Source organism: Erythrobacter sp., assembly GCF_036351135.1.
GTDB lineage: Bacteria > Pseudomonadota > Alphaproteobacteria > Sphingomonadales > Sphingomonadaceae > Erythrobacter.
The window spans coordinates 26,091-50,060 of the sequence record NZ_JAZBON010000030.1 but is presented as its reverse complement, the minus strand read 5'-3'; the positions used below and the strand labels follow the sequence as shown (position 1 = coordinate 50,060).

18 protein-coding genes and 1 tRNA gene are annotated in these 23,970 nt (G+C 62.3%); 11 read left to right on the top strand and 8 right to left on the bottom strand.

The window, feature by feature from the left end; genetic code table 11:
* Positions 1-33: 33 nt before the first annotated feature.
* Positions 34-1,329: a sulfotransferase gene (locus V2I30_RS12105; protein WP_330662431.1), complete on the bottom strand. Its 1,296-nt coding sequence runs from the start codon at positions 1,327-1,329 to the stop codon at positions 34-36.
* On the opposite strand from V2I30_RS12105, the gene V2I30_RS12100 reads away from it, so the two are divergent.
* The 8 genes from V2I30_RS12100 (at position 1,276) to V2I30_RS12065 (ending at position 11,905) form a co-directional block, all read left to right on the top strand.
* Entirely contained in the window at positions 1,276-2,541 is a 1,266-nt protein-coding gene (locus tag V2I30_RS12100; RefSeq protein ID WP_330662430.1) for an O-antigen ligase family protein, read from the top strand. The two genes, V2I30_RS12105 and V2I30_RS12100, sit on opposite strands and share 54 nt — an antisense overlap.
* The gene (locus tag V2I30_RS12095; protein ID WP_330662429.1) at positions 2,538-3,893 is read left to right on the top strand and encodes a lipopolysaccharide biosynthesis protein; all 1,356 of its coding nucleotides are present in this window, start codon (positions 2,538-2,540) and stop codon (positions 3,891-3,893) included. The genes V2I30_RS12100 and V2I30_RS12095 overlap by 4 nt, the downstream gene beginning before the upstream one ends.
* Positions 3,894-3,916: 23 nt before the next feature.
* Positions 3,917-5,071 (top strand): glycosyltransferase, encoded by a 1,155-nt coding sequence (locus V2I30_RS12090; RefSeq protein ID WP_442896935.1) that lies wholly within the window; start codon positions 3,917-3,919, stop codon positions 5,069-5,071.
* Positions 4,959-7,067 carry an asparagine synthase (glutamine-hydrolyzing) gene (gene asnB, locus V2I30_RS12085; protein ID WP_330662427.1) on the top strand — a complete coding sequence of 703 codons (2,109 nt, stop codon included), beginning with the start codon at positions 4,959-4,961 and terminating at the stop codon, positions 7,065-7,067. The genes V2I30_RS12090 and asnB overlap by 113 nt, the downstream gene beginning before the upstream one ends.
* A gap of 120 nt (positions 7,068-7,187) precedes the next feature.
* Positions 7,188-9,539, top strand: coding sequence for a GumC family protein (locus V2I30_RS12080; RefSeq protein WP_330662426.1), 2,352 nt, complete (start codon positions 7,188-7,190; stop codon positions 9,537-9,539).
* 60 nt (positions 9,540-9,599) lie between these two features.
* Entirely contained in the window at positions 9,600-10,160 is a 561-nt protein-coding gene (locus V2I30_RS12075) for a sugar transferase (protein ID WP_330662425.1), read from the top strand.
* 84 nt (positions 10,161-10,244) lie between these two features.
* The gene (locus tag V2I30_RS12070) at positions 10,245-11,228 is read left to right on the top strand and encodes an ATP-grasp domain-containing protein (RefSeq protein WP_330662424.1); all 984 of its coding nucleotides are present in this window, start codon (positions 10,245-10,247) and stop codon (positions 11,226-11,228) included.
* On the top strand, positions 11,225-11,905 hold the full coding sequence (locus tag V2I30_RS12065; RefSeq protein WP_330662423.1) for an HAD family hydrolase: 681 nt from the start codon (positions 11,225-11,227) through the stop codon (positions 11,903-11,905). The genes V2I30_RS12070 and V2I30_RS12065 overlap by 4 nt, the downstream gene beginning before the upstream one ends.
* 25 nt (positions 11,906-11,930) lie before the next feature.
* On the opposite strand, the gene V2I30_RS12060 is transcribed toward V2I30_RS12065, so the two are convergent.
* The 5 genes from V2I30_RS12060 to V2I30_RS12040 form a co-directional block, all read right to left on the bottom strand.
* A complete protein-coding gene (locus V2I30_RS12060) occupies positions 11,931-13,064 on the bottom strand; it encodes a nitroreductase family protein (RefSeq protein WP_330662422.1) in 1,134 nt (377 codons plus the stop codon).
* 100 nt (positions 13,065-13,164) lie between these two features.
* Positions 13,165-14,382, bottom strand: coding sequence for a polysaccharide pyruvyl transferase family protein (locus V2I30_RS12055; protein WP_330662421.1), 1,218 nt, complete (start codon positions 14,380-14,382; stop codon positions 13,165-13,167).
* Positions 14,383-14,633: 251 nt separating this feature from the next.
* Positions 14,634-16,127: a hypothetical protein gene (locus V2I30_RS12050; protein WP_330662420.1), complete on the bottom strand. Its 1,494-nt coding sequence runs from the start codon at positions 16,125-16,127 to the stop codon at positions 14,634-14,636.
* A gap of 72 nt (positions 16,128-16,199) precedes the next feature.
* Entirely contained in the window at positions 16,200-17,006 is an 807-nt protein-coding gene (locus tag V2I30_RS12045) for a class I SAM-dependent methyltransferase (protein WP_330662419.1), read from the bottom strand.
* A 72-nt stretch (positions 17,007-17,078) separates the two neighbouring features.
* Entirely contained in the window at positions 17,079-17,924 is an 846-nt protein-coding gene (locus tag V2I30_RS12040) for a sulfotransferase family protein (protein WP_330662418.1), read from the bottom strand.
* Positions 17,925-18,221: 297 nt separating this feature from the next.
* Between V2I30_RS12040 and V2I30_RS12035 the strand changes: the two genes are divergently transcribed.
* Positions 18,222-19,421 (top strand): glycosyltransferase family 4 protein, encoded by a 1,200-nt coding sequence (locus V2I30_RS12035; protein WP_330662417.1) that lies wholly within the window; start codon positions 18,222-18,224, stop codon positions 19,419-19,421.
* A 51-nt stretch (positions 19,422-19,472) separates the two neighbouring features.
* On the opposite strand, the gene V2I30_RS12030 is transcribed toward V2I30_RS12035, so the two are convergent.
* Positions 19,473-19,547 (bottom strand) — tRNA-Val (locus tag V2I30_RS12030).
* Positions 19,548-19,630: 83 nt separating this feature from the next.
* Positions 19,631-21,529 carry a signal peptide peptidase SppA gene (gene sppA / locus V2I30_RS12025; RefSeq protein WP_330662416.1) on the bottom strand — a complete coding sequence of 633 codons (1,899 nt, stop codon included), beginning with the start codon at positions 21,527-21,529 and terminating at the stop codon, positions 19,631-19,633.
* Positions 21,530-21,675: 146 nt separating this feature from the next.
* Here sppA and V2I30_RS12020 point away from each other — a divergent pair, with 146 nt between their 5' ends.
* Entirely contained in the window at positions 21,676-22,692 is a 1,017-nt protein-coding gene (locus V2I30_RS12020; protein ID WP_330662415.1) for an aspartate carbamoyltransferase catalytic subunit, read from the top strand.
* Entirely contained in the window at positions 22,689-23,924 is a 1,236-nt protein-coding gene (locus V2I30_RS12015; protein ID WP_330662414.1) for a dihydroorotase, read from the top strand. The genes V2I30_RS12020 and V2I30_RS12015 overlap by 4 nt, the downstream gene beginning before the upstream one ends.
* Positions 23,925-23,970 lie beyond the last annotated feature (46 nt).

Below are 23,970 nucleotides of genomic sequence, written 5' to 3'. Positions count from 1 at the left end.
GTCGCCTACGGTGCAATTCGACCAACCATCGCATTAGGTTACCTCTTCGACGATTTTTCGATCGCTGCTGCGCCCGCGCGAGGGCTGATGAGGCGGTGACCTCAGATAGCCGTATCTTAGCAGCAGCGGCGCGGTCAGCGCGCCGAACATCGATTGAGCGGCACGCGGCATGTTCGCCGTCCATCCGATGTCCTTGCTAATGACGATCTCCTCGTCCATCCGGCGGCGATTGCCGGCGATCTGATGTTGCGGCTTGATTACATCCGCACCATGGCGAGGCGCGGTGTAATCGATACCGACAAGCTGCATGATGGATTTGACCGTCGCTGCCGGATCGACGACGAAATCTTCGTAGCGAACCCGCATGCTGCGCTTTCGCGGGAGCCGCAGACGCACGATTTCCGCCCCAAGATTAACCGTGAACCATCGAAATGCAGTCTGCCACAGGGACTTCGGCCGTGTTTCCTTCTGAAGCCCCGCCTCGACGGAACGCTTGTAGGGTTTCATCATCGACCAGCAGACGCCGCGTCCGTCGCGCACGACGTGGACGACATAAAGCTCGATGTTCCCGATCGACATGAGCACCGAAGCGCGTCCCGGCAGTTTGGAGGAATCGACGATGGTCGAGGCGCCGGAAGTTTCTGCGATCTTTCCGAAGAGGTCGGAGGTTTCCTCGCGATAGGCGCGTGCGTTGCGGCTCAGCCCGAAGCGCCAGAACCATCGCCGCGGATCGACGAGCCATTCCGAACGGGCCAACCGCCTGCCGTAACCCTCCATCGCCCCTGCCGGCCTGTCCTTCAGCCACGACCGGACCATCGGGCCCCAGAAGGCGCAGGCATCGGCTCGCTGGTGGCAGGCACAGAACTCGCGGTTCTTCCAGACATGACGGGGGAGAGCGGTGACTTCGCCGGCGGCAAACACACCAGGCTGTTGGCCGAGCGCTATGTCCAGCAGGGTCGTTCCACTCCGACCATAGCCCGCAATGTATATGACCTTCAATTTCCTTTGCGGCACTGCAACACTCCGCTTCGCGCAAGGTCGAAATCTCCCATCGGGGGCCGTGTCCGGCAAGGTCTCATTGGTATATCCGCACCGCCCATTCCTGTGAGGTTCGCATAGCCCGAATGCGCTGCGTGCTGGACGGATAGCCGATTGTGGGATGGTATTGCTGCTGGCACACATCGGATCATGAGCGAACCGCGGCCTTTGCTGATGGGATCCGATCGCGATTTTCCCGGCCGGTCGATGCTGGACACTCGCGAGCGAAGCGATCGCTTGTTCGAGACGATCCCGATGGCCGAAGCGGCCTTCCCTGCGAGCCCGCTCCATCGTCTCTTAAGGATTACTCTTTTCCTCGCGGCCTTCCTCTGCGGCTGGTCGCTGCTGCGCTTCGGCGATCTCAATTTCACATTGAACGACACCCTGCTCGCAACCGTCATGATCGCGATGTTCTACCGCGGCGAGGTCGACAAGGAGCCGTTCGGCGAGCTGACAGTCTACTGGATACTCGGGTTGGGATTGATGCTTCTGGGCCTGCTGATCGGCAGCCTCGCCAATGGCAGCGTCGATCGCTGGCTCGTGGTCGGGGCTCAATATCTCTTCGCGTTCCTGCTCTTACCGATGATACTGATGGGGCAACGGGCGTCGCTCACCCGCATGCTTCCCGCCCTCTTCGTCCTTGGCATCGCGATATCCCAGCTCATCGGCATAACGGCCAGCCTGTTGTTCGACTATTCCGACACGAAGGACTTGCTGGGGCCCGGTTTTTTGACCGGAAATGGTCGGCTAGGTGCGATGACGGGCGAACCGAACCCGAACGGAGCGATGATCGCCTATGCGATTCCCATGCTCCTATACTGTGTCCGCGAGCGGATCATTCCGTTGGGCATCGGCCTTCTGTGCGGGATACTCCTGATTTGGGGCCTGCTGGCGAGCGGTTCGTTTACCGGGTTTTCCGCGGCCGTGATCGCACTCGGCATCTACCTCGCGGTCTCGGGTATCGGCTTGTTCGTTCGCGCAGCGTTTCTGGCTGGGATCGTCTCGGCCCTGTTTCTTGCCTCCGGCCTTCCTCTTCCGGTGGCTTTCGAAAACCGAGTAGCTGGCGCATTGACGAGCGGCGACCTCGACAGTGCGGGGACTTTCACCGGTCGTTCGGCATTGGTTGAAGAGGCGTGGGCCATGGCCGATGACAACATTTTCGTCGGGCTGGGGGTCGATCAATTTCGCGAGGTCAGCCTGCACGGTGCGCCCGTTCACGAATTCCATCTTCTGATCTGGAACGAGGGCGGTATCCTCGCTTTCACAGGCGCCGTCATACTGCTGCTGACGATGGTCGTCGCCGCATTCGTGGCGGTATCGCGAAGTCGCAGCGAAGGCGCGATGATCCTTGCCGTCGTCGTGGTGTTCAACATCTACACACTATCGGTCCCGCACATGTATTCGCGCATGTGGATATTGCCGGTCCTGATCGCTCTTGCCGTCACATTCGCACGGCGCCCGATATCCGATCAACGCTGGCGCCGGCCAGCGTATGCGTCGTGACCCTCGACGATCTGGCGACAGCTGCACCGCTGCGCGGCAATCGCGGCGTCATCATGTCGAGGCTCGGCAGCATCGCTCATCTCATGACCGGCAGTTTCGCGGTTGCAGCGGTGATGGCCCTGAGCACGGTTGTCGCTGCAAGAGCGCTTGGCCCCGAAGCCTACGGAATTCTCGCCATCGTGCTGACCATCGGCAGGATCTGCGAGCGCCTCATCCGCTTCGAAAGCTGGCAACCGCTTATCCGGTTCGGCACGCAGAGGGATATCGAAGAAAATCCCGAGGCGATGGCGCAGCTGTTCCTCCTCGGCCTCATCCTCGATATCTGCTGCGCTCTTCTCGCCGCAGCGGTGATGCTGGTTGGAGGCTTCTTCGTCCTGCCGCTGGTCGGCCTCGAACAAACCGATTTCTATCTTCTCGCCATCTTCGCGCCGGCCATCGCTCTCAATATCAGCGGCGTTCCCACCGCAGCGTTGCGGCTCGCGAACCAATTCAGGGCGCTGGCCTATTTTCAGCTGTTTTCCGCGGTTCTACGGCTCATGATGGCGGGCGCAGCCTGGGCCTTAGGCGCACCGCTGGAAATCTTTCTAGCCGCCTGGACGATTGCGCAGGTGTTCAATACCGGCGTGTTCGCGGTGCTCGCCGCCCGGGCGCTCAAGACTCTGGGCGTTGCCAATCCGTTGCAGGCGGGCACCAAGGGACTGCTTTTGCGCTTTCCGGGTTTCATGGGGTTCGCCTGGTCCACCAATGCGTCGAGCGCGCTACGCACGCTAACCCATGAGATGGATACGCTTCTCGTCGGCGCCTTTGCGGGCCCCGCGGCGGCCGGTTTCTACCACATCGCCAAGCGTTTCGCGAAAGTCGCCCAGCAGGTCGCCGCGCATGTCCAGGCGGTCATCTATCCGGATCTGTCGCGAATGTGGGCCCGAGACCGGTTTCAAGACGTCCGCTCGGTTAAGGCCAAGGTCCAGTTTGCATTGGGTGCGATCGGGCTGAGCATCATCATGGTCGTTGCTTTCCTGGGTCCCAAAGGGGTCGAATGGCTGTTCGGAAGCGGCTTCGAACTCGTATATCCGCTTCTCCTCAGCCAGCTGGTTGCCGTCCTGCTGATCATGATAGGCGCGCCTGCCCGTTCGACCCTGCTTGCGATGAACCATCCCCAACTGGTGCTCAAGATCGCCGTAGTGGCCACCGGGGCGTTCTTCGCCACTGCCTTGGTACTGATCCCGGATGTGGGAGCGATCGGTGCAAATTACGCCCATATCGCTTTCGCTGCGATTACCGTCGTCTGTCTCGAGCTTGCTTTCCGCCTGTCCTACAGGTGCGGCACAATGGGCGAGGCGGGATCGGCGTGAAAGAGGCTCAGCCGACCACGAGCATGCCGCGAGACGCCGCGCCCTGCGTCAAGCCGGGTCTACGGGCGGGAAGTGTAGCGGGCGCGCGGCAGAAAGACACGCTCATTCACGTAATTACCGATTTCACGTCGGCCGAAGGGGCGCAAACGATGCTTGCCCGGCTCCTTCGTTCATCCACGTGTCGGCGTGTCGTCGTTATCTCCCTGATCGGGGTGTCCTCGCAGATGCGCAGGCTCGTCGACAATCCGAAGGTCGAATTTAACGAACTCGACATGCATTCGGCATTCGCCATCCCAGCGGCACTTTCCAGATTGATCGCGATTGTCCGGGCCGAGCAACCGCGCGCGATGCTGTGCTGGATGTATCACGCGATGGCTGCGGGAGCGATTGCCGGGCGGCTTACAGCTACACCCTTCTACTGGACGGTCCGGCAGGCGCTGGAAGACCCGGCAGCGTTCACGCGAGGCACACGAATGGCGCTATCCGCCTGCCGTCTGATGGCGCGCTCGCCCGCCGGCATCATCTACAATTCGGCCCGCTCGAAAACCCAGCATGAGCGCTGTGGCTACGCCAACTCCAATTCGGTCGTCATCCCCAACGGGTTCGAGCTGCCCTCCCGTGCGCGGCAAATGTCCGCCGGTCCGGCGCGCATCTTCGGCATCGCCGGTCGCTTCCATCCGCAAAAGGACTATCCGGTCTTTTTCAAGGCTGCGGCGCTTGCCACGCGCGAACGGCCGGAGTTGCGCTTTCACGTGGCAGGCAAGGGCATGACGCCGGACAATCCGGAGGTTCGGGGGTTGATGGCTGCCGCGGGTGTGGGAGCGGACCGGGTCGAACTGATGGGACAACTTGACGACATGGCGCGGTTCTACCGCGAGATCGATGTGCTCGTCCTGTCTTCGCGCACCGAGGGGTTCCCGAATGTCGTCGCCGAGGCGATGAGCTATGGCAAGCCGGTCGTCGCGACGGATGTCGGCGACGCTGCGGATATCGTCGGAGAAACCGGAGTGGTTTGCGCCCCAGGGGATGCGACGGCGTTGGCCAAAGGGATCGTCGATTTCGCCAATGCCTCCCCGCGAACGTATCGCGGCAAGGCCGAAGCCGCGCGGCGGCGGATCGAAGAGAATTACTCGCTGCCGCGTATTTTCGACGCCTATCATCGCTTCCTGGACGCGTGACTGCATGTGCGGGATCGCCGGTTTCGTCAGCTATCGTCCGCCGGGCAAGGCGTCGTCACATAGGGCTCTGGGTCCGATGGTGGACAGTCTGGTCCATCGCGGCCCGGACGCGCAGGGTGCCTGGGTGGACGAGGATGGGCGCGTGGCTCTGGGTCACAGGCGGCTGGCGGTCATCGATGTCTCCGAAGCCGGAGCGCAGCCCATGCACTCTGCAAGCGGGCGTTACACCATTGTCTTCAATGGGGAAATCTACGGTTTCCTCGATGCTCGCAAGCGGCTCGAACAGGTCGGCGTTTGTTTTAGAGGGCATTCCGACACCGAAGTTCTGCTCGCCCTGATCGAACGCGGCGGGATCGGGCAGGCGATCGCGCAATTTGCCGGCATGTTTGCCATAGCCATCTTCGATCGACAAACGCGCGAGATCACTTTCGTTCGCGACCGGCTGGGCAAGAAGCCGCTCTATATCGGTCTTGCAAAGGACACGCTCGTCTTCGGTTCGGAACTCAAGGCGCTGCTCGCCAATCCGCATTTCGATACGCCTCCGCTCGATCTCGAAGCGCTCGGCCTCTACATGCGTTACGGTTACGTCCCCTCGCCGCGCTCCATATTCGAGGGCGTCGTTAAGCTTCCGCCCGGTTCTTCGCTCACCCTGCCGGTGGACCAGCCGCCCGCTTCCACGGCGGAGTTGCTGAAACGCGTGCATTCCTATTGGAGCGCCTACGACATCGTCGCCAATGGTATCGAAACCCGCATCGAAGACGAAACCGAAGCGCTGGAGCAATTCGAGCGAACGCTGGAAACGGCAATCGAGGAGCGGCTCGTCGCGGACGTTCCGCTGGGCGTGTTCCTGTCCGGGGGGATCGATTCCTCGCTGATCGCAGCGAAAACGGCGGCGCTCACCCGCCAAAAGCCCCGAACGCTCACAATCCGTTTTGGCGAAGAGCGTTTCAACGAAGCGGATTTCGCCGCCGAAATTGCACGCCACCTCGGCACCGAGCATCTCGAACTGACGCTGACCCCTCAGGCGGCGCTCGATGCGGTGCAGGAACTTCCACGCGTTTTCGACGAGCCGCTAGCCGACCCTTCGCAGCTGCCGACACTGCTGGTCTCGCGCTTGGCGCGCGAGCACGTGACGGTCGTCCTTTCCGGCGATGGAGGCGACGAAATCCTGGGGGGATACTCGCGCTACGCGATGATGTTGCAAATGGAGAAGCTCGCCCGGAAGGTCCCGTCCTTTCTACCGGAACTGGTCAGCGCAGTGCCGACCGGTCTGTTCGATCGCGGGTTGGGGTTCGCAGGGCAACTTCTGCCGAAGAGGATGCGCGAAGAGCTCACCGCCGATCGGATTGGCAAGCTCGCTGAGGTCCTGCGGCAGGGGACCTTTCGCGATCGGTACCGCGAATTCATCTCGCAATGGCACCCAGGGGAACTGTTCTTGATGGCGCGCAGGAATACGCCGTGCGCCTATGGCAGTGCCGTCGTTCCGGAGGGTCTCGATCACCTGGCGACGCTCATGTATCTCGATACGATCGCGTACATGCCGGACGATGTGCTGGTAAAGGTCGACCGCGCATCCATGGCGGAAAGTCTCGAGGTCCGATCGCCGCTGCTCGATCATCGGGTCTTCGCGATGGCGTGGCGAATGCCCGACGCTTTACGGGTCTCGAGCGAGGGCGCCGGCAAGATCGCGCTCCGCCGTATCCTCGAAAAGCACGTACCTCGCGAGCTATTCGATCGCCCGAAGCAGGGGTTTTCCGTCCCGTTGAACGACTGGCTCAGGGGCCCCCTTCGCCAATTCGCGGGCGACATGTTGTCGCCGGATCGGATCGCGAGAGGGGGACTGTTCGATCACCGTCTGATCGAACGACGCTGGTCGGAACATCTGTCCGGCAAACGCAATTGGGGGCAGCATTTGTGGACGCTCATAATGTTCGAGGTCTGGAAGGATCGCTGGGGCATCGAGGCTGCCGCTGCGAACATCCACCAAAAGGGTTAGTCGAAAGAGAGGCCTATTGCCCTCAATAGCCTTTGAAGCACCCTGCCGCTCTCCCCTAAACTTCGACGGTTGAGAATTGTGAGACGCAGACCGGCTGCGCCGCTGACAAGGGAGAGAACGGTGAATGAAGTCGCCCTCAATCAGCCGGGAGAGGGCTTTCCGACGCAGCGCCGCACCTATCTTACGCCGCAACCGGCCCCTACACCCGCCGACGATCCGTCCGAACGCTTCGGCCTGCATGATTTGATCCGCACGTTCGAGCGGCACCGGACGCTCGTGCTTTCGATAATCGCCGCCGTGACGCTTGGCACGTTGCTGTGGCAATTGCTCTCGCCCAACCTCTATCGCTCGACCGTGAACATTCAGGTCGAGCTCATCGATGCGACCGGCACCAACCAGGCGGACGTGCTCGCGCGAAACACGCAGCGTATCGCCAATGAGAGCAAGCTCTACCGTTCACGCGGTGCCGCGCAGAAGGTGGTGCAGAACCTGGGACTTTTAGACGATCCCGTTTTCTTGCGCGAGATGGGCGGCTCGCCACCGAAGGACGAGGGCCGCCGCATGGGAGCGGCCATATCGACCCTGCTAGGAATGACGAGCGTTCAGTCGGAGGATGGCTCGGACTTGATCGAACTCTCCGCCGTAGCGCGATCGCCCCAACTTGCCGCGCGGATCGCGAATTCGTTTCCCGAGGCGGTGCGCGACAGCAAGCGTGCGCGCAGCTCGGAGCGTCGACAGCAACTGCTCGACGAACTTGGTGCCGAGCGCGATCAGCGTATGACCCGTGCGGTGGCGGCAGCCGAAGAACTCGCAGACTTTCGGGTGAACAATCGGATGCTCGTCGGCGCCGGCGGGGCCGAGGATCTGGCTCAGATCAATCGGATTGCCGGGGAAGCCGCTTCGGCCGCGGCCATGGGTTCAGGCTCGGCCGCACGCAGCGCCGGGGTTGCCCGCGCAGCGACGATCAGCTCGACGGCGGGCGCGACCTCGGCCGCAGTACAGCAATTGCAGCGGCAGGAAGCGCAGTTGAGCGCCGAGCTTGGACGGCTTTCGCAAACCTACGGCTCGGGTTATCCCGAACTCGCGCGGGTGCAGACCGAGTTGCAGACCGTTCGCGCCGACCTCGCCCGCGCTGAGCGGGCAGCACAGCAGGCCGCGCAGGCGCAGTCCGATGCGGAATCGGCACGAATGCGCGAAATGGCACGCGCCGAAGCTTCGCGAGATGCCGCGCGCGCCGGCCAGTTGCAGGCGGTCGTCTCGTCGCTAACGTCGCGCGCCTACGAGAACGCCGCGAATACGCCGCTTCTCGAGCAACTCGAGAGAGAGGCAACGACCTCGGCGGCTGCAGTCGCGGAAATCGCCGACCAGATCACTAGCGTGCAATCGGAGAAACTGGTCGAGGGCGTGTCTTCCAACATCATCTCCCCCGCCATTCCCAGCGGCGAACGCATCTCGCCTTCGCCGATCAAGGTCACCGCGGTGGCGTTGATTGGTGCGAGCATTCTGGCGATGATGCTGGCCTTCACGATCGACGTGCTCGACGATCGTCTGCGCACCGTGGCCCAGATCAGGAAATATTTCGGCCTGCGGGTCTTCGGTATGCTGCCCTCGCTGGAAAGCGGCATTTCCCCCGAGCTGCGCCAGCAACCCGTCTTCACCCAGCCGCAATCGTTGTTCTCGGAGGTCGCGCGTTCCATTTATGCCGAGATACGTTCCCTGACGCCGCTCGATCGGTCGCAAAGCGTTCTGGTAACCTCGCCTTTGCCCGGCGACGGAAAGTCGGTGGTCGCCCTAACCGTTGCCGCCGCCGCGGTCGCCATGGGCAAGCGTGCAGTGATCCTAGATCTCGATCTGCGGCGTTCGGGGATATTGCAGGACATCCAGTCCAATATCGAGGCGCCCGAGCTCATGGATGTGGTCCGCGGAAAAGTCGACCTGCACGCCTTGGCGGCGCCGGACGCCGAAGCGGAAGACACCGGCAGCGACCTCATCATCTCCGACGATATCGACGATATGGTAAGCCGCTTCATGTTGCTCAGCGCCTCTCAACCTGTAGCGGAGCCCGCCGCCATTCTCGGTTCGTCGCGCTTCAGCCAGCTCGTGCTCGAGCTGAAGTCGCGCTTCGATCTCGTGATCGTCAACGCTCCTGCGGTTCTCGCCGTGCGCGATGCCCGCTCGATGTGCGATTACACCGACGATACTCTGCTCGTCGCCAAATGGGGCACGACCACGACCGAGCAGCTGCGCGCTACCGTCGAGATGTTAGGCAGCGGCAATGTTGCCGGCTGCATCTACAACCAGGTCGACTACGCCGAGCATGCGCGGCGCAAGTATGGAGATTCCATCCAGTTCTACTATGATACGGCCGACTATTTCAGCGGTAACGTGCCGGGTAAGCTCTCGGTGCGCGAGCGGATCGCGAGAATGTTCGGCGCTGTGCCGCCCTTTGCGAAAAGCGATGCAGCGAATTAGCGGTAGCACCGGGCGATTGCGGGCGATGGGCGGGAGCTGGGCATGTGTGGAGCGACAGTCGTGATCGACCTGGTGTCGCGTATAGCCGCGCTTCTTCTCCTGATAGCGCTCGTGCCCCTCCTCCTCGTACTATGGTCGGTATGTCTCGCCGTACATGGCCGACCGGTGATGTTCAGCCAGTATCGCGCGGGCAAAGCGACGGTTCCGTTCGAGCTGCTCAAGTTTCGTTCCATGCGCGACCTGCGCGACCCGGGTGGCCAACCGCTCCCCGACGCGCAGCGCATCACCGCTTTGGGCAAGTTCCTGCGCCGCACGCGCCTCGATGAGTTGCCTGGTCTTTTGAACATCGTTCGAGGCGAGATGACTTGGGTCGGGCCGCGACCGCTGCTGCCTTCGACCATCTCGGATCTCGGTCTCCGGGGCCGCAGGAGATGCGCCGTCAAGCCGGGCCTTACCGGCTGGTCTCAGGTCAATGGCAACACTCTCCTCTCGCTCGACCAGAAGGTCGAACTCGATCTATGGTATATCGACAATCGCGGCCCGCTGCTTGATTTGAAAATACTCGCACTAACGCTTCTGGTCGTTGTTGCCGGTGAGAAAGTCCGTGTCGGCGCAGCATAATTTTTCCGCGCGCGTCTGGGCCAGGGCCTGCATTGCGACGACCCTTGGCCGGGTTCGCGCTATAGACGAGGGGCGCGCGCTGCGATGAATGCCAGACCCCTGTCGATTCTCTTCACCTCGGCGGGCCGTCGCGTCGAGCTGATCGAGTGCTTTGCAAGAGCGGGTCGGCAACTCGGTCGCGGTATGACGACCCACGCCTGCGATCTTTACCCGGACCTCAGCGCAGCATGTCACTATGCCGACCACTCCGCCCGCGTTCCGCGCTGCGATGCGCCGGAATATGTCGACATCCTTCTCGATTACTGCACGCAATACGATATCGATCTTCTGATCCCGACGATCGATCCCGAGCTCTACCCCCTCGCCTTTGCCAAAGAGCGTTTTGCAGCTGCCGGAACAAAGGTGCATGTCAGCGAACCGGAAACGATCGAGATCGTGCGCGACAAGGCGAGAACCATTGAGGTTCTACAACGAGGGGGCGTGCCGGTTCCCCGGACCGGAAAGGTGCGGGAGGTTAAACGCACTCCGCATGACTGGGAATGGCCCGCCTTCATCAAGCCATCAGGTGGAAGCGCCAGCCGGGGCATTGCCGTCCTTGAAGACGCCAACGCGATCGCGGAGCATTACGACGAACCGATGATCGTTCAGCAATTGCTCGACGGCGATGAATACACGGTCAACATCTTCGTCGATGAGCAAGGAAAGCTGCGAACCGCAATTCCGCATAAACGGCTTTCGGTGCGTGCCGGCGAAGTCGAGAAAGGCATCACCGTTCGCCGGGCGGATATCCAGGAGATTGCCGAAAAGCTCGTCGATGCGTTGCCCGGGGGCGAGGGGGCGATGTGTTTCCAGTTGATCGACGACAAGCGGCACGGCCCGCGCGTCTTCGAGATCAACGCGCGGTTCGGCGGTGGCTATCCCCTGGCAGACAAGGCCGGCGGACGCTTCGCCGAACGGCTGCTGGTAGGGATCGATCAGCCGGGATTGGCGGAACCGCCTTCCTGGCAGGAAAGCGACTGGAAAGAGGGCGTCACCATGTTGCGCTACGACGCGGCGGTGTTTTTGTGATCGAGATCGCGGCCAGGGTTTTCGTTTTCGACCTCGACGATACGCTTTACCTAGAGAAGGACTTCGCCAGGAGTGCGTTCCGCTCGCTTTCGCGCGACTTCGGCGAACGGGTCGGCGGGGCTCGCTTTGCCGAGGAATGCGGCGCCCTGCTCGATTGGGGCAACAGGGGCAACATCTTCAACCTTGCGCTTGCGAAATGCGGTGTTGTCACCACCCCGGGACTGATCGACGAACTGGTCGCCGCGTACCGCGCGCATACGCCAGAGATTGCGGTATGCGCCGACGCCGCGCGCTTCCTGTCGAGAATGGACGGGAGGATGACCGGCTTAATCACGGATGGGCCGAGAGTGACGCAATCCGCCAAGATCGGTGCGCTGGGCCTCAGCGACACGATCGATCAAATCGTCGTGACGGGAGAATGGGGCAAGGAGTTTTCAAAGCCGCATTCGCGCGCCTTCGAATACATTGAGAGCCGGACGTCGTTTCGCGGGTGCGACCTCGTCTATATCGCCGACAACGCGGCCAAGGATTTCATCGCGCCGCGACTGATGGGTTGGCAAACGGTGCAGATCCTGCGCCCCGGACGTGTTCATCCGGGAACCGCTAATATGCCCGGTTACGAAGCGCAGCACCGCATCTCGTCCTTCGACGAAATGGCGGTGGCCCCGATCGTCTGAACATGGCACAAAGAGCCGTCGCGGTTCAGTCCGCGACTATTGGCGCATTGTATTCGCGCATGACGTCGAGCGGGCGCTTCTGTGAATAGGCGACCATTGCCCCCGCGTCGGGATATCCTACCCCCATGAAGAAAATCGGGCGCTCATAGCCTTTAAGGCCCAGAACCCTTTCGGCTCGCTTTTCATGCGCTTCGATATCGGGCCAGTTGAAGATGCAGGCGCCGAGACCTAGCGTCTCGAGCGCGTAGGAGAAGGACATCGCGGCAAGCGAGCCGTCGATATAGGGCACGTGTCGATCCTTCTCGCTGTAGAACGCGTCCCACATACCCAGGATCACGACCACGACCGGGATATTGTGCCGAAAGCCGATCGTGCCGCCCGGTAGCGAGGCCACCGTGTCGACGATTGCGGGATCGTCATAGACCAGGAACCTGTAGGGTTGCCGGTTGCAGGCGCTGGGCGACAATCCGGCCAGCGTGAAGGCTTTGTCGAGCAATTCACGGGGCACGGGTTTCCGGTCGAAGAAACGCACCGATCGCCGCTTGATCGCCAATTGCTCGAGCTGTTCGAAACTGACCGGATCTTCAGCGAGGTTGCGCAGATATGGGATCCGATCTCGGTTGGCAGCGCAAGCTTCGGCGGGCGGAGGACATTTCTCGAAGACTGCGCGAGCACGGTCGACCACCGGATCGGCTGCGACCGCGTCGAAATATTCGGAGAGAACGTCGTAGCCCCAGCGCAGCGAATCCAGCGAGTTCTCAGCAGACCGCCAGGGCTCGGCCACGATCTTGCGATACACATTCACGGTCTCCAGGATGTAATCCTTCGCGAATACCGGGCGGCGCGGCTTCATCAATAGCCCTTTTTCGAGGCGATGGACGTTCCGGCGCATGAGGAACACGTTGGCGTCGTTTTCCTGAAGCTCCTGATGGTATTTCGCTCGTCCCAACAGCACCGCGCGCTCCTCGCGCTGAAATTTGCTCGAAACCAGCGCATAATAAGCCGATGCCAGCGGTTTGACCTGCGAGGCGAACTTCATGCCGGCCGTCTGCGCGGACGTGACGAACCGGCTCGCCCCCGACTCCCTCAGGAAAAGGCGCGCGTCGCGAAGTCGGTCAACCTGCTGTTCGGGCAGAATCTTCTTGACTATCGAATTCATTCCCCATCACCTCCAACCCCAATCTTCCGCTTTCCGGTAGCGGAACAAACCGCCCGGACTTCCAAAGGCGCATCCACGGCGAACCCGATTGCGCGAGCTGTCATGAATTCAGTGCGTCCAAAGCATCCTCGACCACCGAGCTCGAGTGCATCTTCGCCAGGTTCTCTCTAATTTTCTGGGACTCCTCCGCGTGGGTCCGTCCCATCACTTCGATCTTTTCGACGATCCGATCGAAGTCCGCATTCTTCACATCGAAAACGAAGTCCTGTTGTCCGAAATGCGCCGCGAGATCGTTGTACTTCGCAGCCCAGCCGAAGATTATAGCGGGAACGCCGCTGCGATAGCCGAAGACGATGGAGTGGTAGCGCGAGGCGACGGTGTATTTGAACCGACCGATCATCTCGATCAGATCGGGGCTAGAATAGTCTCCGGTTATCACGCGGACTTGCGAGCTGTTTCTCGCTTCGCTCAGTATCAATTCGGTTAGCGCCAGATCCGCCGTCGACGTATTCAAGAAATAGACCGTTTCCCCGCGATCGACCAGTCGATCCAGGATCCGTGCATAGAGGCTGCGGACCTTGTCCGGTTCGCCGATCCTGAAAAGATTCTCGTTGACGATGAACCCGACCGAACCTTCCTCGGGATAGTCGATCGGATCGCCGCTGCCGTTCTCGAAGATGTCGCTGCTCTTTGGAAAGAACTCCTCCCGAATCACCATGTCCGCCGACAGTTCGACATTCTCGAGGCCTAAGGCTCTCAGGCATTCGTAGCCCTCGGTCTCGCGCGCATAAATTTTGGAGCAATAGCGCAGCTCCTCCTTAACCCGCTCGAGATATTGCGCATCGTTGTCCTCTCCCCAGTTGAAGGGGCCGAAGCTCTGGGGCATGAGGACGATCTTCGTAGCGTTACGCCGCGCCATCTTGATTGTTTCGAGCAGGCGTTCCCCGCCGCCTTTGCTCCATCCGGAGCCGAGAGTGTAGCCGCTGGCATCGAATATCGCGTCGGCTTCCTGCAGCGCCTTGTTCATCTCGGCAAGCTTGCCGTTCCACTTGTCGGTCTTGCGCACCAGGGCGGCAAGACGGGTCAGGAAGAAGGTCACGAACGAGGCACGGTTGAGCCGGTACTTGAAAACGAGCCGGGTATAATCATCATGCGGCAGCAGCTTGAACGCGTATTGTTCGGGCTCATCGGTCTTGAAGGCGAAGCCGACAACTTCGCAATTCGCATCATACGATTTCAGCGCATAATAGAGCGAGAGAAACATGGCCTGAGAGCCCTTGTTTCGCATCTGAATGCCGGTGATGATGAACTTCTTCATGCAGCGCTATCGTCTCTTGCGTCACTCGGTCGATAAGGCTTTGCGCTGGCGCCGACGCGTTATCCGAAGCGCGGCCAATAAGCGATCAGCGACGCAGCGACGGCTACCGCTGCATGCCTCTACCGGAGCAGACTTACCAGCGGGTCCAACTCGTCGCATTTGCTATAAGGGACTACCCCATTTTGGATGTGGCGAGGCTTTTGGCGGAGCGCGGCTTACGCGGATGCTCACGAAGCCGCCGAGGGGCGGCGTCAGGACACGGGATCGCCCGCCAGGTGGCTCAGATATTCCTCGATATTGGACCAGCCATCGCCGTCGCGGTCGTGCCACGTGTCGGAAGGGTCCGTCGCATCTAGCCCGGCACGCGCCTGCTCCCACGCATCGGGCATGCCATCCCGGTCGGTATCGAGCGGACCGTTCACCCGCGGCATATCTGGCCACCCGCCGGCTTCGCCAGGACGATCGATCCTGCGTCCGCGACAGCTTCGCACATTGGCGATCACGGCGGCATCGAGATCGTCCAGCCGCTTGTCCGACCCGTGACGCGCACCGGCTTCGGCGAGTACGAGCTCAAGTGTCTGCGCGGAGGTTATGGGCTTTACGGAAAGCGGCGAGCGCGGAGCGGAGACGAGGTAGGGTGCCGCGTCCTCATCGGCGATCCGGCGGTCGATCGTGCGATCGCAATCGTCGTGGCTCTTGTTGGCGCGATGGATGTTGTCCCGTTCGAAAACCTCGATGACGAAGCCTTCGTCCGCGCCGAAGGGCAGCACCTCGAAAGCGGCAGGAGGAGAGCTTTCCCGCGTGCTGCGCCCGGGCAGGACCACGTTGCCCACGTAATTGATCCAGGTGTCGCCGTAGAGATTCCTGAATTCTCCGAATTGCGAGGTCGCATCGTAGAAGACATTGTTCACGATATCGATCGAACCCGACGGTGACGAGGCGATGTCCGGGTTCCTGTCGCGGTTGTGCGCGAACAGGTTGGCATAGAGAGTGACGCGGCCGCACTGGCTGCTCGTTCCGTCGTCGGCGCAGAGTAAAGCTCCCTTCGAGTGGCGCCCCTTGGGATGGTTCGACTTGTCCAGCGCGAAGGCGGTGATGCTGCGCGCGATGGTGATATCTTCGCTCGGTCGATCCTCCGTTCCGAGACTGAGATTCTCGTCGGTTGCGAACTGCACGGAAACCCGGTCGACATAAATGTTGGAACTGCTTTCGATCGCGAGGCCATCGACGTTCGAAGACGGGGTGCGGCTGGGACCGGGACGGAACTTGAGGTTGCGCACGAGGACGTCGCGGGCCTCTAAGATCATCAGCGGCGAATTGCGTCCGGCGCCCAACTTGATCTGGACGCCGCGGCCCGGAGCGGTCTGTCCGGCTATGTAGGTGTTCGATGCTGGCCTGATCTGATCGTCGATGGTGATGGTGCCCGACACGCCGAAAACGCAGATGCGGCCCCGTCCGTCATGTTCAGCGCATTCGCGCAATGTGCCCGGACCATCATTGGCAAGCGAGGTGACATAGACGACATCGCCGCCTCGCCATCCCGACGCGAAGCGCCCATAACCCACCGCGCCAGGAAATGCGATTTTCCGCGGGTCGTTATCGTCGGCGATGGGGCTGACGGGGATCGCACCGCCGGGGGAGACCGGGTTGTCGATCGCAGTCCTGTCGACTTCGTCGCCGCCACAGGCTTCGAAAGCGAAGATGAGGCAGACCCCCGTCGCTGCAGATCGTAATATTTGATACATCTGTCCATGCCCATGTGACCGGCGTCGCATCACTGCTTCTGTTCCGATCGCTTGCGCGGCGATCTCCGGCTCTTACCCCGCGCGCCGATAGACGAATTCATCGCAGCCCGATCCGAACAGCCCCAAGGCCTTGCGCCGCGAAAACTCCCGCTCCAGCATGAAACCCTCGGGTGCGATAATCCTCTCGAGCCCTCGCGGGGACATCGATTCGTACGGGTATCCGCCAAGCCAGTCGTGCACGTCGTGCCAGTAATCCATCCCACGTCGACGATCGGACTGCTTCGTGCGTCCGGTGGCGAGGCAGGCGAGGCGAAATCCCGCGTCGAAAACCTGTTGCGCGCGCTTTTGCGCTGGTCTCGAGGCCGATTTGTACCAGCGTTTTTCGGCCTTCCAGAACCCGTCCAGATAGGTCGGCCGATAAAGCGCCAGGACCAGCGTTCCCCCTCGCTCCACGAGCGATGCAGCCGTTCGTATCGCCCTTTCCTGATCGCCGGTATGGTGAAGAACGCCCCACGAATAGACGATGTCGAATGTCCCCGACTTTTGGGGCGACATGTCGAACACGCTCCTTTCATGCACCTCCCAGGTCTGAGGCGGCAGAAATCTCGACAGGACGTCCCGCGTCGTTCGCACGCTTGCGGGATCGACATCCACAGCGGTTACGTATTTGGCGCCGAGCAGTCCGGCAGCGCAGCTGTGCAACCCCGAGCCGCTGCCGATATCGAGAAAGGTGGATCGCTCGATCCGGGCCGCGCTCACGAGCTTGAGCAGTCCGTCCTTGGCCGAAGCGATGCGTGTGTCGTCAATCAGCCTGGAATAATCGTTCCAGTTTTCACCGAAGTCGAAATGCTCTTCAACCGCTGTGAGATCACGGCTCATATCCACTTCCCCCAATAAAACGCAAAAGGGTCCGCTCGTTTTTCCCGGGCCAAAGCCGATCCCGGCGCAGCCCTATGCAGTTTCGCTCATGCGATCATACCAGTGATCGAGCGATTCGCCGCTCAGTTCCTGCAATTCCTCTATAGAAGGCGCGTAATGGTCGTTCAGCTTCTGGCGAAGCTTGTCGCCGAGCGAAGGATATTGGATTTCGCGCGCGATCGAATTGCGAACGGCTTCGAAGGGCGGCGTGCCGCGCAAAGGTCGCACCATCGGCTTCATCCATGAGAGGCGCTGTCCAATATTCGCCGGTACGTGACGCGCCGTCTTGTCCTTTACCTTTTTGGCTCCGCTGGCTGCGAGTGGACGCGCCGGCAAACCCAGGTGAGCGCGGGCGCGGGCCATTTGCGCTTCGGGATCGACGGCGACATTCTCGTAGAGCAGGACCAGCAGCTTCTCTCTTCCGAAAAGCTCGACGAAACGACGCAGATGCGCAGCGTAATTGCCGATGCTCAGCAGCCGGTCGTCCGCGCATTTCGCCGGATCGAGATAGTTCTCGATGTCCGGTCCGACTTCGCCGCGACCAAATTGCATGCAGTAATGCGAATAGGCCCGGTCCGCCGGATTGCGTAGCTGCGCGATCAGTTTGACGTGGGGCAGAGCGGCATGAATTCTGGCTGCGGCTTCGGGACGGTCGAGATAGGAATTGGATTTCTCGCCCACTAGCTTCCCGATACCTTGTTCGCTGAATTGCGACAGGTACCAATCGTCTCCCCGTTCATATTCGCGCGAGAAGTAATGCAGTTCGGGATCGACCATATAGACTGCGGGATCCGCCTGTAACTGCATCTGCAGCCAGGTCGTCGCCGATTTGCCGGCTCCGATGATCAGAAAATCGATATCGCTGTACTGCAAGGTCAATTTGCACCTTCCATTCGTATCAGCGCACGATTGCGGTTTTGGGCGGCGCGCCCTTCGACAAGGCTTTGAATTTGAAACAGACCCTGCTCGTGCGAGATGATTGGAAGATGACTTGGAGAATTGGCCTTGGCAATCACTCCAATGGGTAGTGAGGCTGGCCATCTCGGGCGATGACCGTTTGCGGAATAGCATTCCTCGTCGCCGCGCCTTCGCGCCAGATCGAGGGCGCGTCCCGTTCTTTGACCGCGATATTCGCGAGACTTTCGCCGTCCAGAAAGGATTAGTCCGTTTGCTTGAATGCGCCCCCTCGCATCGACTGTTATTCAAAAGCGCAATGTCGACCCGAGCGATTGCCTTGTTCCGATGACATCCGACCATCCGGACGCCTCGAGCGGGCATCCCCGCATCTTGTTCGTTCTGCCATCGCTTGGGGCGGGAGGCAGCGAGCGGGTTGTCACGACGCTCACGAACCACTGGGCAGGCGAAGGCCGCGATGTGGGGATAGCCACCTTCGATGCGCGCGATTTTTCCCCGTTCTACCCGCTAGCTCGGCAGGTCCGCTTCTTCCCGCTGAACCTGCCCGCACCAAAAAATGGACTGCCAGCTCAGATATCGCAGACTGTGCGGCGCATAAGGGCGATTGAGGGCGCATATCGCGCGTACGGGCCCGATGCAGTAATAAGTTTCCTGACCAAAACGAATATCATGGCGATCCTCGCCGCGCGGCGCTCGCGGCTTCCGGTCATTGTGTCGGAGCGTAACAACCCGACCCTGCAACGCTTCAACGCCATGTGGCGCGCGGCGCGCGCTTATACCTATCCCAAGGCCTTTGCCTTCGTCACCATGACCGACGGTGCCGCCTCCTACTATCCGGCGAACCAGCGCCCGCGAACGACGATAATTCCCAACCCCGTCCAGCTCCCCAAAGGTTGGAGCAACCGCCGGGAGGGCAACACCATCACCGCCGTCGGCAGATTGACGGGGCAAAAGCAGTTCCACCTTCTGATCGAGGCTTTCGCTTCAATCGCCGCGCAATTTCCCAAATGGAACCTCACCATATGGGGCGAGGGGGAAGCGCGCGCCGAGCTCGAAGCCTTGCGCGCTTCGCATGGGCTCGATGATCGCGTCAGCCTGCCCGGTCTGACCACGACGCCGGGGCAATGGGTCGAGACAGCAGATATCCTCGTGCTCTCATCAGCTTATGAAGGCTGGCCCAACGTCATCGTCGAGGCGATGGCCGCCGAACTGCCGGTGGTCGCCTTCGATTGCGAGCACGGCGTCTCGGACATGATCGATAGCGGCGTATCGGGCCAACTCGTTTCACAGGGCGATGTCGCTGGTCTCGCAGGGGCGATGGCGAGCCTCATGGCAAATCCGGCCCTTCGACGCAGCCTAGCCGCGAATGCGCTGGCGGCTTCCGCGCGCTACAATACCGCCTCGATCGCCGACGAATGGATGCGGCTTGTGCAGCGAGCGCTTGGATCGAAATCCACATAAGCCCGATCAAGGTCCGAGCGCAGCGGACGAACGCTGGCGAACCGGGGCAAATGGTGGGCGCGGCAAGGATTGAACTTGCGACCCCACCCGTGTGAAGGGTGTGCTCTACCACTGAGCTACGCGCCCGCCCGTGTCGGGGCACAGCGCGGCCCCGGGCAGGGGCGCGCACTTACTGCGCGCGTGGCCGGTTGGCAAGCCTCGGCGTCGCCTTAGCGCAGCGCCCAATCGGCGACCAGCTGCGCGAAACCGCTTGCTTCGCCGGGCGTCGCAGGGCGCGGTTCGCCGGGGCATTCGAGGCAATAGGCCTGAACCCCGCGCGCATTCAGCAGCAGGTCGAAGTCGCGCATCGCCTGGCCGAGCAGCACCTCGCGCTGGCGTGCTGCGAGGCTGAAGAGGTCTACCGCGGCCGACGAGGGGACAGGCGCCGCGCCAGCTACGAGCAACTGGCGAATGAGCGAATCGTAGCTGTTCTCCTGCGCACCCAGGAACCGCGCGCTCCAGTCGTCATCATCGAGCCCGGCCTCGCCCGCGACCCATTGCAGCGCGTCGGCAAGCCCGCCGAACTGGTCGACGAGCTCGAGCTGACGCGCGGTGCCGCCGTCCCAGACGCGGCCCTGGGCGATCTGGTCGACCCGCGCCGGCGACATGCCGCGCGCCTCGGCCACCCGCGCAAGGAAATCGGCATAGGTGTCGCTGACGCCTGCCTGCAGGATCGAGTCGATCTCAGGCGTGAATCCTTCGACGAGGTCTGGCTGGCCGGAAAGCGGCGTGGTGCGATAGCCGGCGGCGTTGACGCCGATCTCGGCGGCGGCATCCTCAAAAGTTGGGATGACCGCGAAAACGCCGATCGAACCGGTGATGGTTTCGGGCTGGGCGAAGATACGATCGGCGGAGGTCGCGACCCAATAGCCGCCGCTGGCAGCGACATTGGCGAAGGAGACCGCGACGGGGACATCCTTGTCTTCCTTGTAACGGGCGATCGCGCGGCGGATCTGTTCCGATGCGAGAACCGATCCGCCGGGCGAATCGACCCGCACGACCAGCCCCTTGATCGCCTCCTCGGCGAGCGCATCGTCCAGCAGTTTCGCGATCCGCTCGCCGCCCGCCGCACCAGGCCCTGCCTCGCCGTCAAGGATGGTGCCGGCAACGGTCACGACCGCGATCTGGTTGGAGGACGAACCGGTGCCGGGGCCAACGTCCGCTAGATAGGGCGCGAGTTCGCTCTTCGGATAGGCGCCCGGGCTCTCGCTCCACGTGTCTTCGCCGGTGATCTCGGCAACGCGCTTGCCGAATTCGACCGGGCTGCCGAGCTTGTCAACCAGTCCGGCCTCGAGCGCAGCCGTGGCAAGATCGCCCGAGGAGGCTTCGATCCAGGCGACGGGATCGCCGGTGACCCGATCGAGCTCGATCGCAGGGCGCGCGGCTTTGACGTTGGCCTGATATTCTTCCCACAACGCGCCGTAGAGGCTTGCGCGATTCTCCTGCGCGGCTTCGGAAGGTCCATCGAGAATATAGGGCTCGACCGCGGACTTGAATTCGCCGACGCGGTAGACCCTGGCCTTGATCCGCAGATTTTCCAGCAGGCCCGCATAGTAAAGGCTGCTGCCGCCCGGCCCGGCGATGACCGCGCCGCCGAGCGGATCGGCCCAGACTTCGCTAGCGTGGCTGGCGAGGTGCATGTGATCGTCGCCATAAGCGATGGCGTAGGTCAGTACGGGCTTGTCCGCCGCGCGTACGCGGGCCATCGCTTCGGCGATTTCCTGCATGTGAACCTGACCGCCGCCGACAAAGGCGCTCATATCCAGCACCACTGCGCTGATCCGGTCATCGCCCGCCGCGGCATCCAGAGCGCGCACGAGATCGCGCGCCTGCAATTCGACCGGTGGGGCGCTGCCCGAAAGCAGGGTGGCGAACGGATCGACCGCGCTGCGTTCCTCGACGACGTAGCCCGCCATGTCGATGTAAAGCGCGCCGTCGCGTACCTGCCCCGGATTGGGGGCCGCCGAAAGGATGGCGAACAGCGCGAGGAAGAACAGCAGCATGAAGACAAGGACGAGCGCGTCCTTGATGCCGACGAGGACTTTCCATGCTTTGCCGATGAAGCTCATGCCTGCGAGTGTTCCTGTATTCGAGCTGGGGAAATTCAGTGCCTGTCAACATAGGTGTCCGCCCGACAAAGTTCCATGGGAGGAACAGAGGCCTTTGCGAAGAGTGGTTGAGCGTGCGGCCTCGCGCCGTTAAGGGCGTGGCTTTGATGGTCACAGCGCCCCACGATCCGAGCGACGATCGCTTCCCTGCTGGGCGCCTCGCCTTTCCGCACCGCGATCTTACCGGCATCGGCCAGCTCGAGCGGCACGAGATCCTCTATCTCCTCCATTCGGCGAAGGCTTGGGTCGAGCTCAACCGTCAGCGGTCCAAGCGCAGCGATCTTCTCGCCGGCATGACCATCATCAATGCGTTTTTCGAAAATTCGACCCGCACGCTGCTCTCCTTCGAGATCGCGGGCAAGCGGCTGGGCGCGGATGTGGTCAACATGCACGCCGCGCAGTCGAGCGTGAAGAAGGGCGAAACCCTGATCGACACGGCGATCACGCTAAATGCCATGCGCGCCGATGCGATCGTCATCCGCCACGGATCGAGCGGCGCGACCCAGCTGATCGCGGACAAGGTCGATTGCCCCGTATTGAATGCGGGCGATGGCGCGCACGAACATCCGACGCAAGGCTTGCTCGATGCGCTGGCCCTGCGCGAAGCGCTGGCGCGGCGCGGGGAGGAGGGGGAGGACTTCACGGGTCGCACGGTGCTGATCTGCGGCGACATTCTTCATAGCCGGGTCGCGCGCTCGAACATATTGTGCCTGCAAGCGCTCGGCGCGAGCGTGCGGCTGTGTTCGCCGCCAGCGCTGATGCCGCGCGGGGTCGAGGCGATGGGGGCCGAGCCGTTCCACGATTTCGACGCCGCGCTCGAAGGTAGCGACGTTGTGATGATGCTGCGCCTGCAATCGGAGCGGATGGCGGGCCAGTTCATCCCCTCGGCGCGCGAATATCATCACCTTTACGGGCTGACCAAGGCGCGGCTGGAACGCGCCGCGCCCGATGCGCTCGTCATGCATCCCGGCCCGATGAACCGCGGGGTGGAGATCGACAGCGAGGTCGCCGACCTGCTCGACCGCTCGATCATCACCAGCCAGGTGGAGATGGGCGTCGCGATCCGCATGGCTTGTCTCGATGTCCTGACCCGCGCGGCACGCGGTGTGGAGGGCTGGACGTGAAACAGGGGCGGCCCCTGACCATGACCGGCGGCCAGCTGGTCACCCCGGATGGTGTTCGGGAAGGCACGCTGCGCGCGGTCGATGGCCGGATCGTCGCTGCAGGCAGCGAGGTCTCTGCGCAGGACGGCGACGAGGTCATCGCGGCGGAGGGAAAGCTGGTGCTGCCCGGCCTCGTCGATTTCGGCGTCTTCGCGATCGACAAGCCCGCCTTTCATTTCGGCGGGATTACCCGCGCCGCGCTGATGCCCGACCAGTCGCCGCCGCTCGATTACCCCTCGCGGGTGAATTACATCGCGAAGAGCGGCAAGCCCGATCTGTGGGTTCATCCGCTCGCCGCCGCGACGCGCGGGCTGGAGGGGCGCGAGCTGGCGGAAATGGCGCTGATGCGCGAGGCGGGCGCGCGCGGCATCGCCACCGGGCGGCGCTGGATCGCCGATAGCGGCGTGATGCTGCGCCTGCTCGAATATGCCGCGATGCTCGATCTGGTGGTGGTCGCCCATGCCGAGGACGGCGCGCTGGCGGGCGATGCGGCGGCTACGGCGGGCGAGATGGCGACGCGGCTGGGTCTTGCTAGCGCGCCAGCCGAAGCCGAGACGCTGGCGCTGGCGCGCGATATCGCTCTCGCCGAACTCAGCGGCGCGCGCGTCCATTTTCGGCAGGTGACGACGTCCGCCGGGTTCGAGTTGGTGCGCGGGGCCAAGGCGCGCGGGGTGCGCGTCACTTGCGGGATTACGCCTGCGCATTTCATGCTTTCGGACCTTGCCATCGCCGAATATCCGACCTTCGCCCGCCTCTCGCCGCCTCTGCGCAGCGAAGCGGATCGACAGGCGGCACGCGAAGCGATCGGCGACGGGACGGTGGATGTCGTCTCCAGCGGACACGATCCGCGGGGGCCCGAGGACAAGCGCCTGCCCTTCGGCGACGCTGCGTCCGGCATGGCGGGGGCGGAAACCCTGCTCGCGATGACCTTGTCGCTGGTGCGCGAGGAAGTGATCGACCTGCCGCGCGCCGCCGCGCTTCTGGCGGGCATTCCGGCGCAGCTGCTCGGGGTCGAGGCGGGGTCGCTTAACATGGGGGCGGAAGCGGACGTCGCCATCGTCGATCCCGATGCGCCCTGGATCGTCGACCGCCGCAAGATGGCGGCGACCGCGGACAACACGCCGTTCGACAGGCTGGGCGTTCAGGGCAGGGTGCGCCGGCTCATCAAGGGCGGGGTCGAAATTCCCCTTTGACGACACTCCCACAACGACAAAGCCCCCGCCGGTGAGGGCGAGGGCT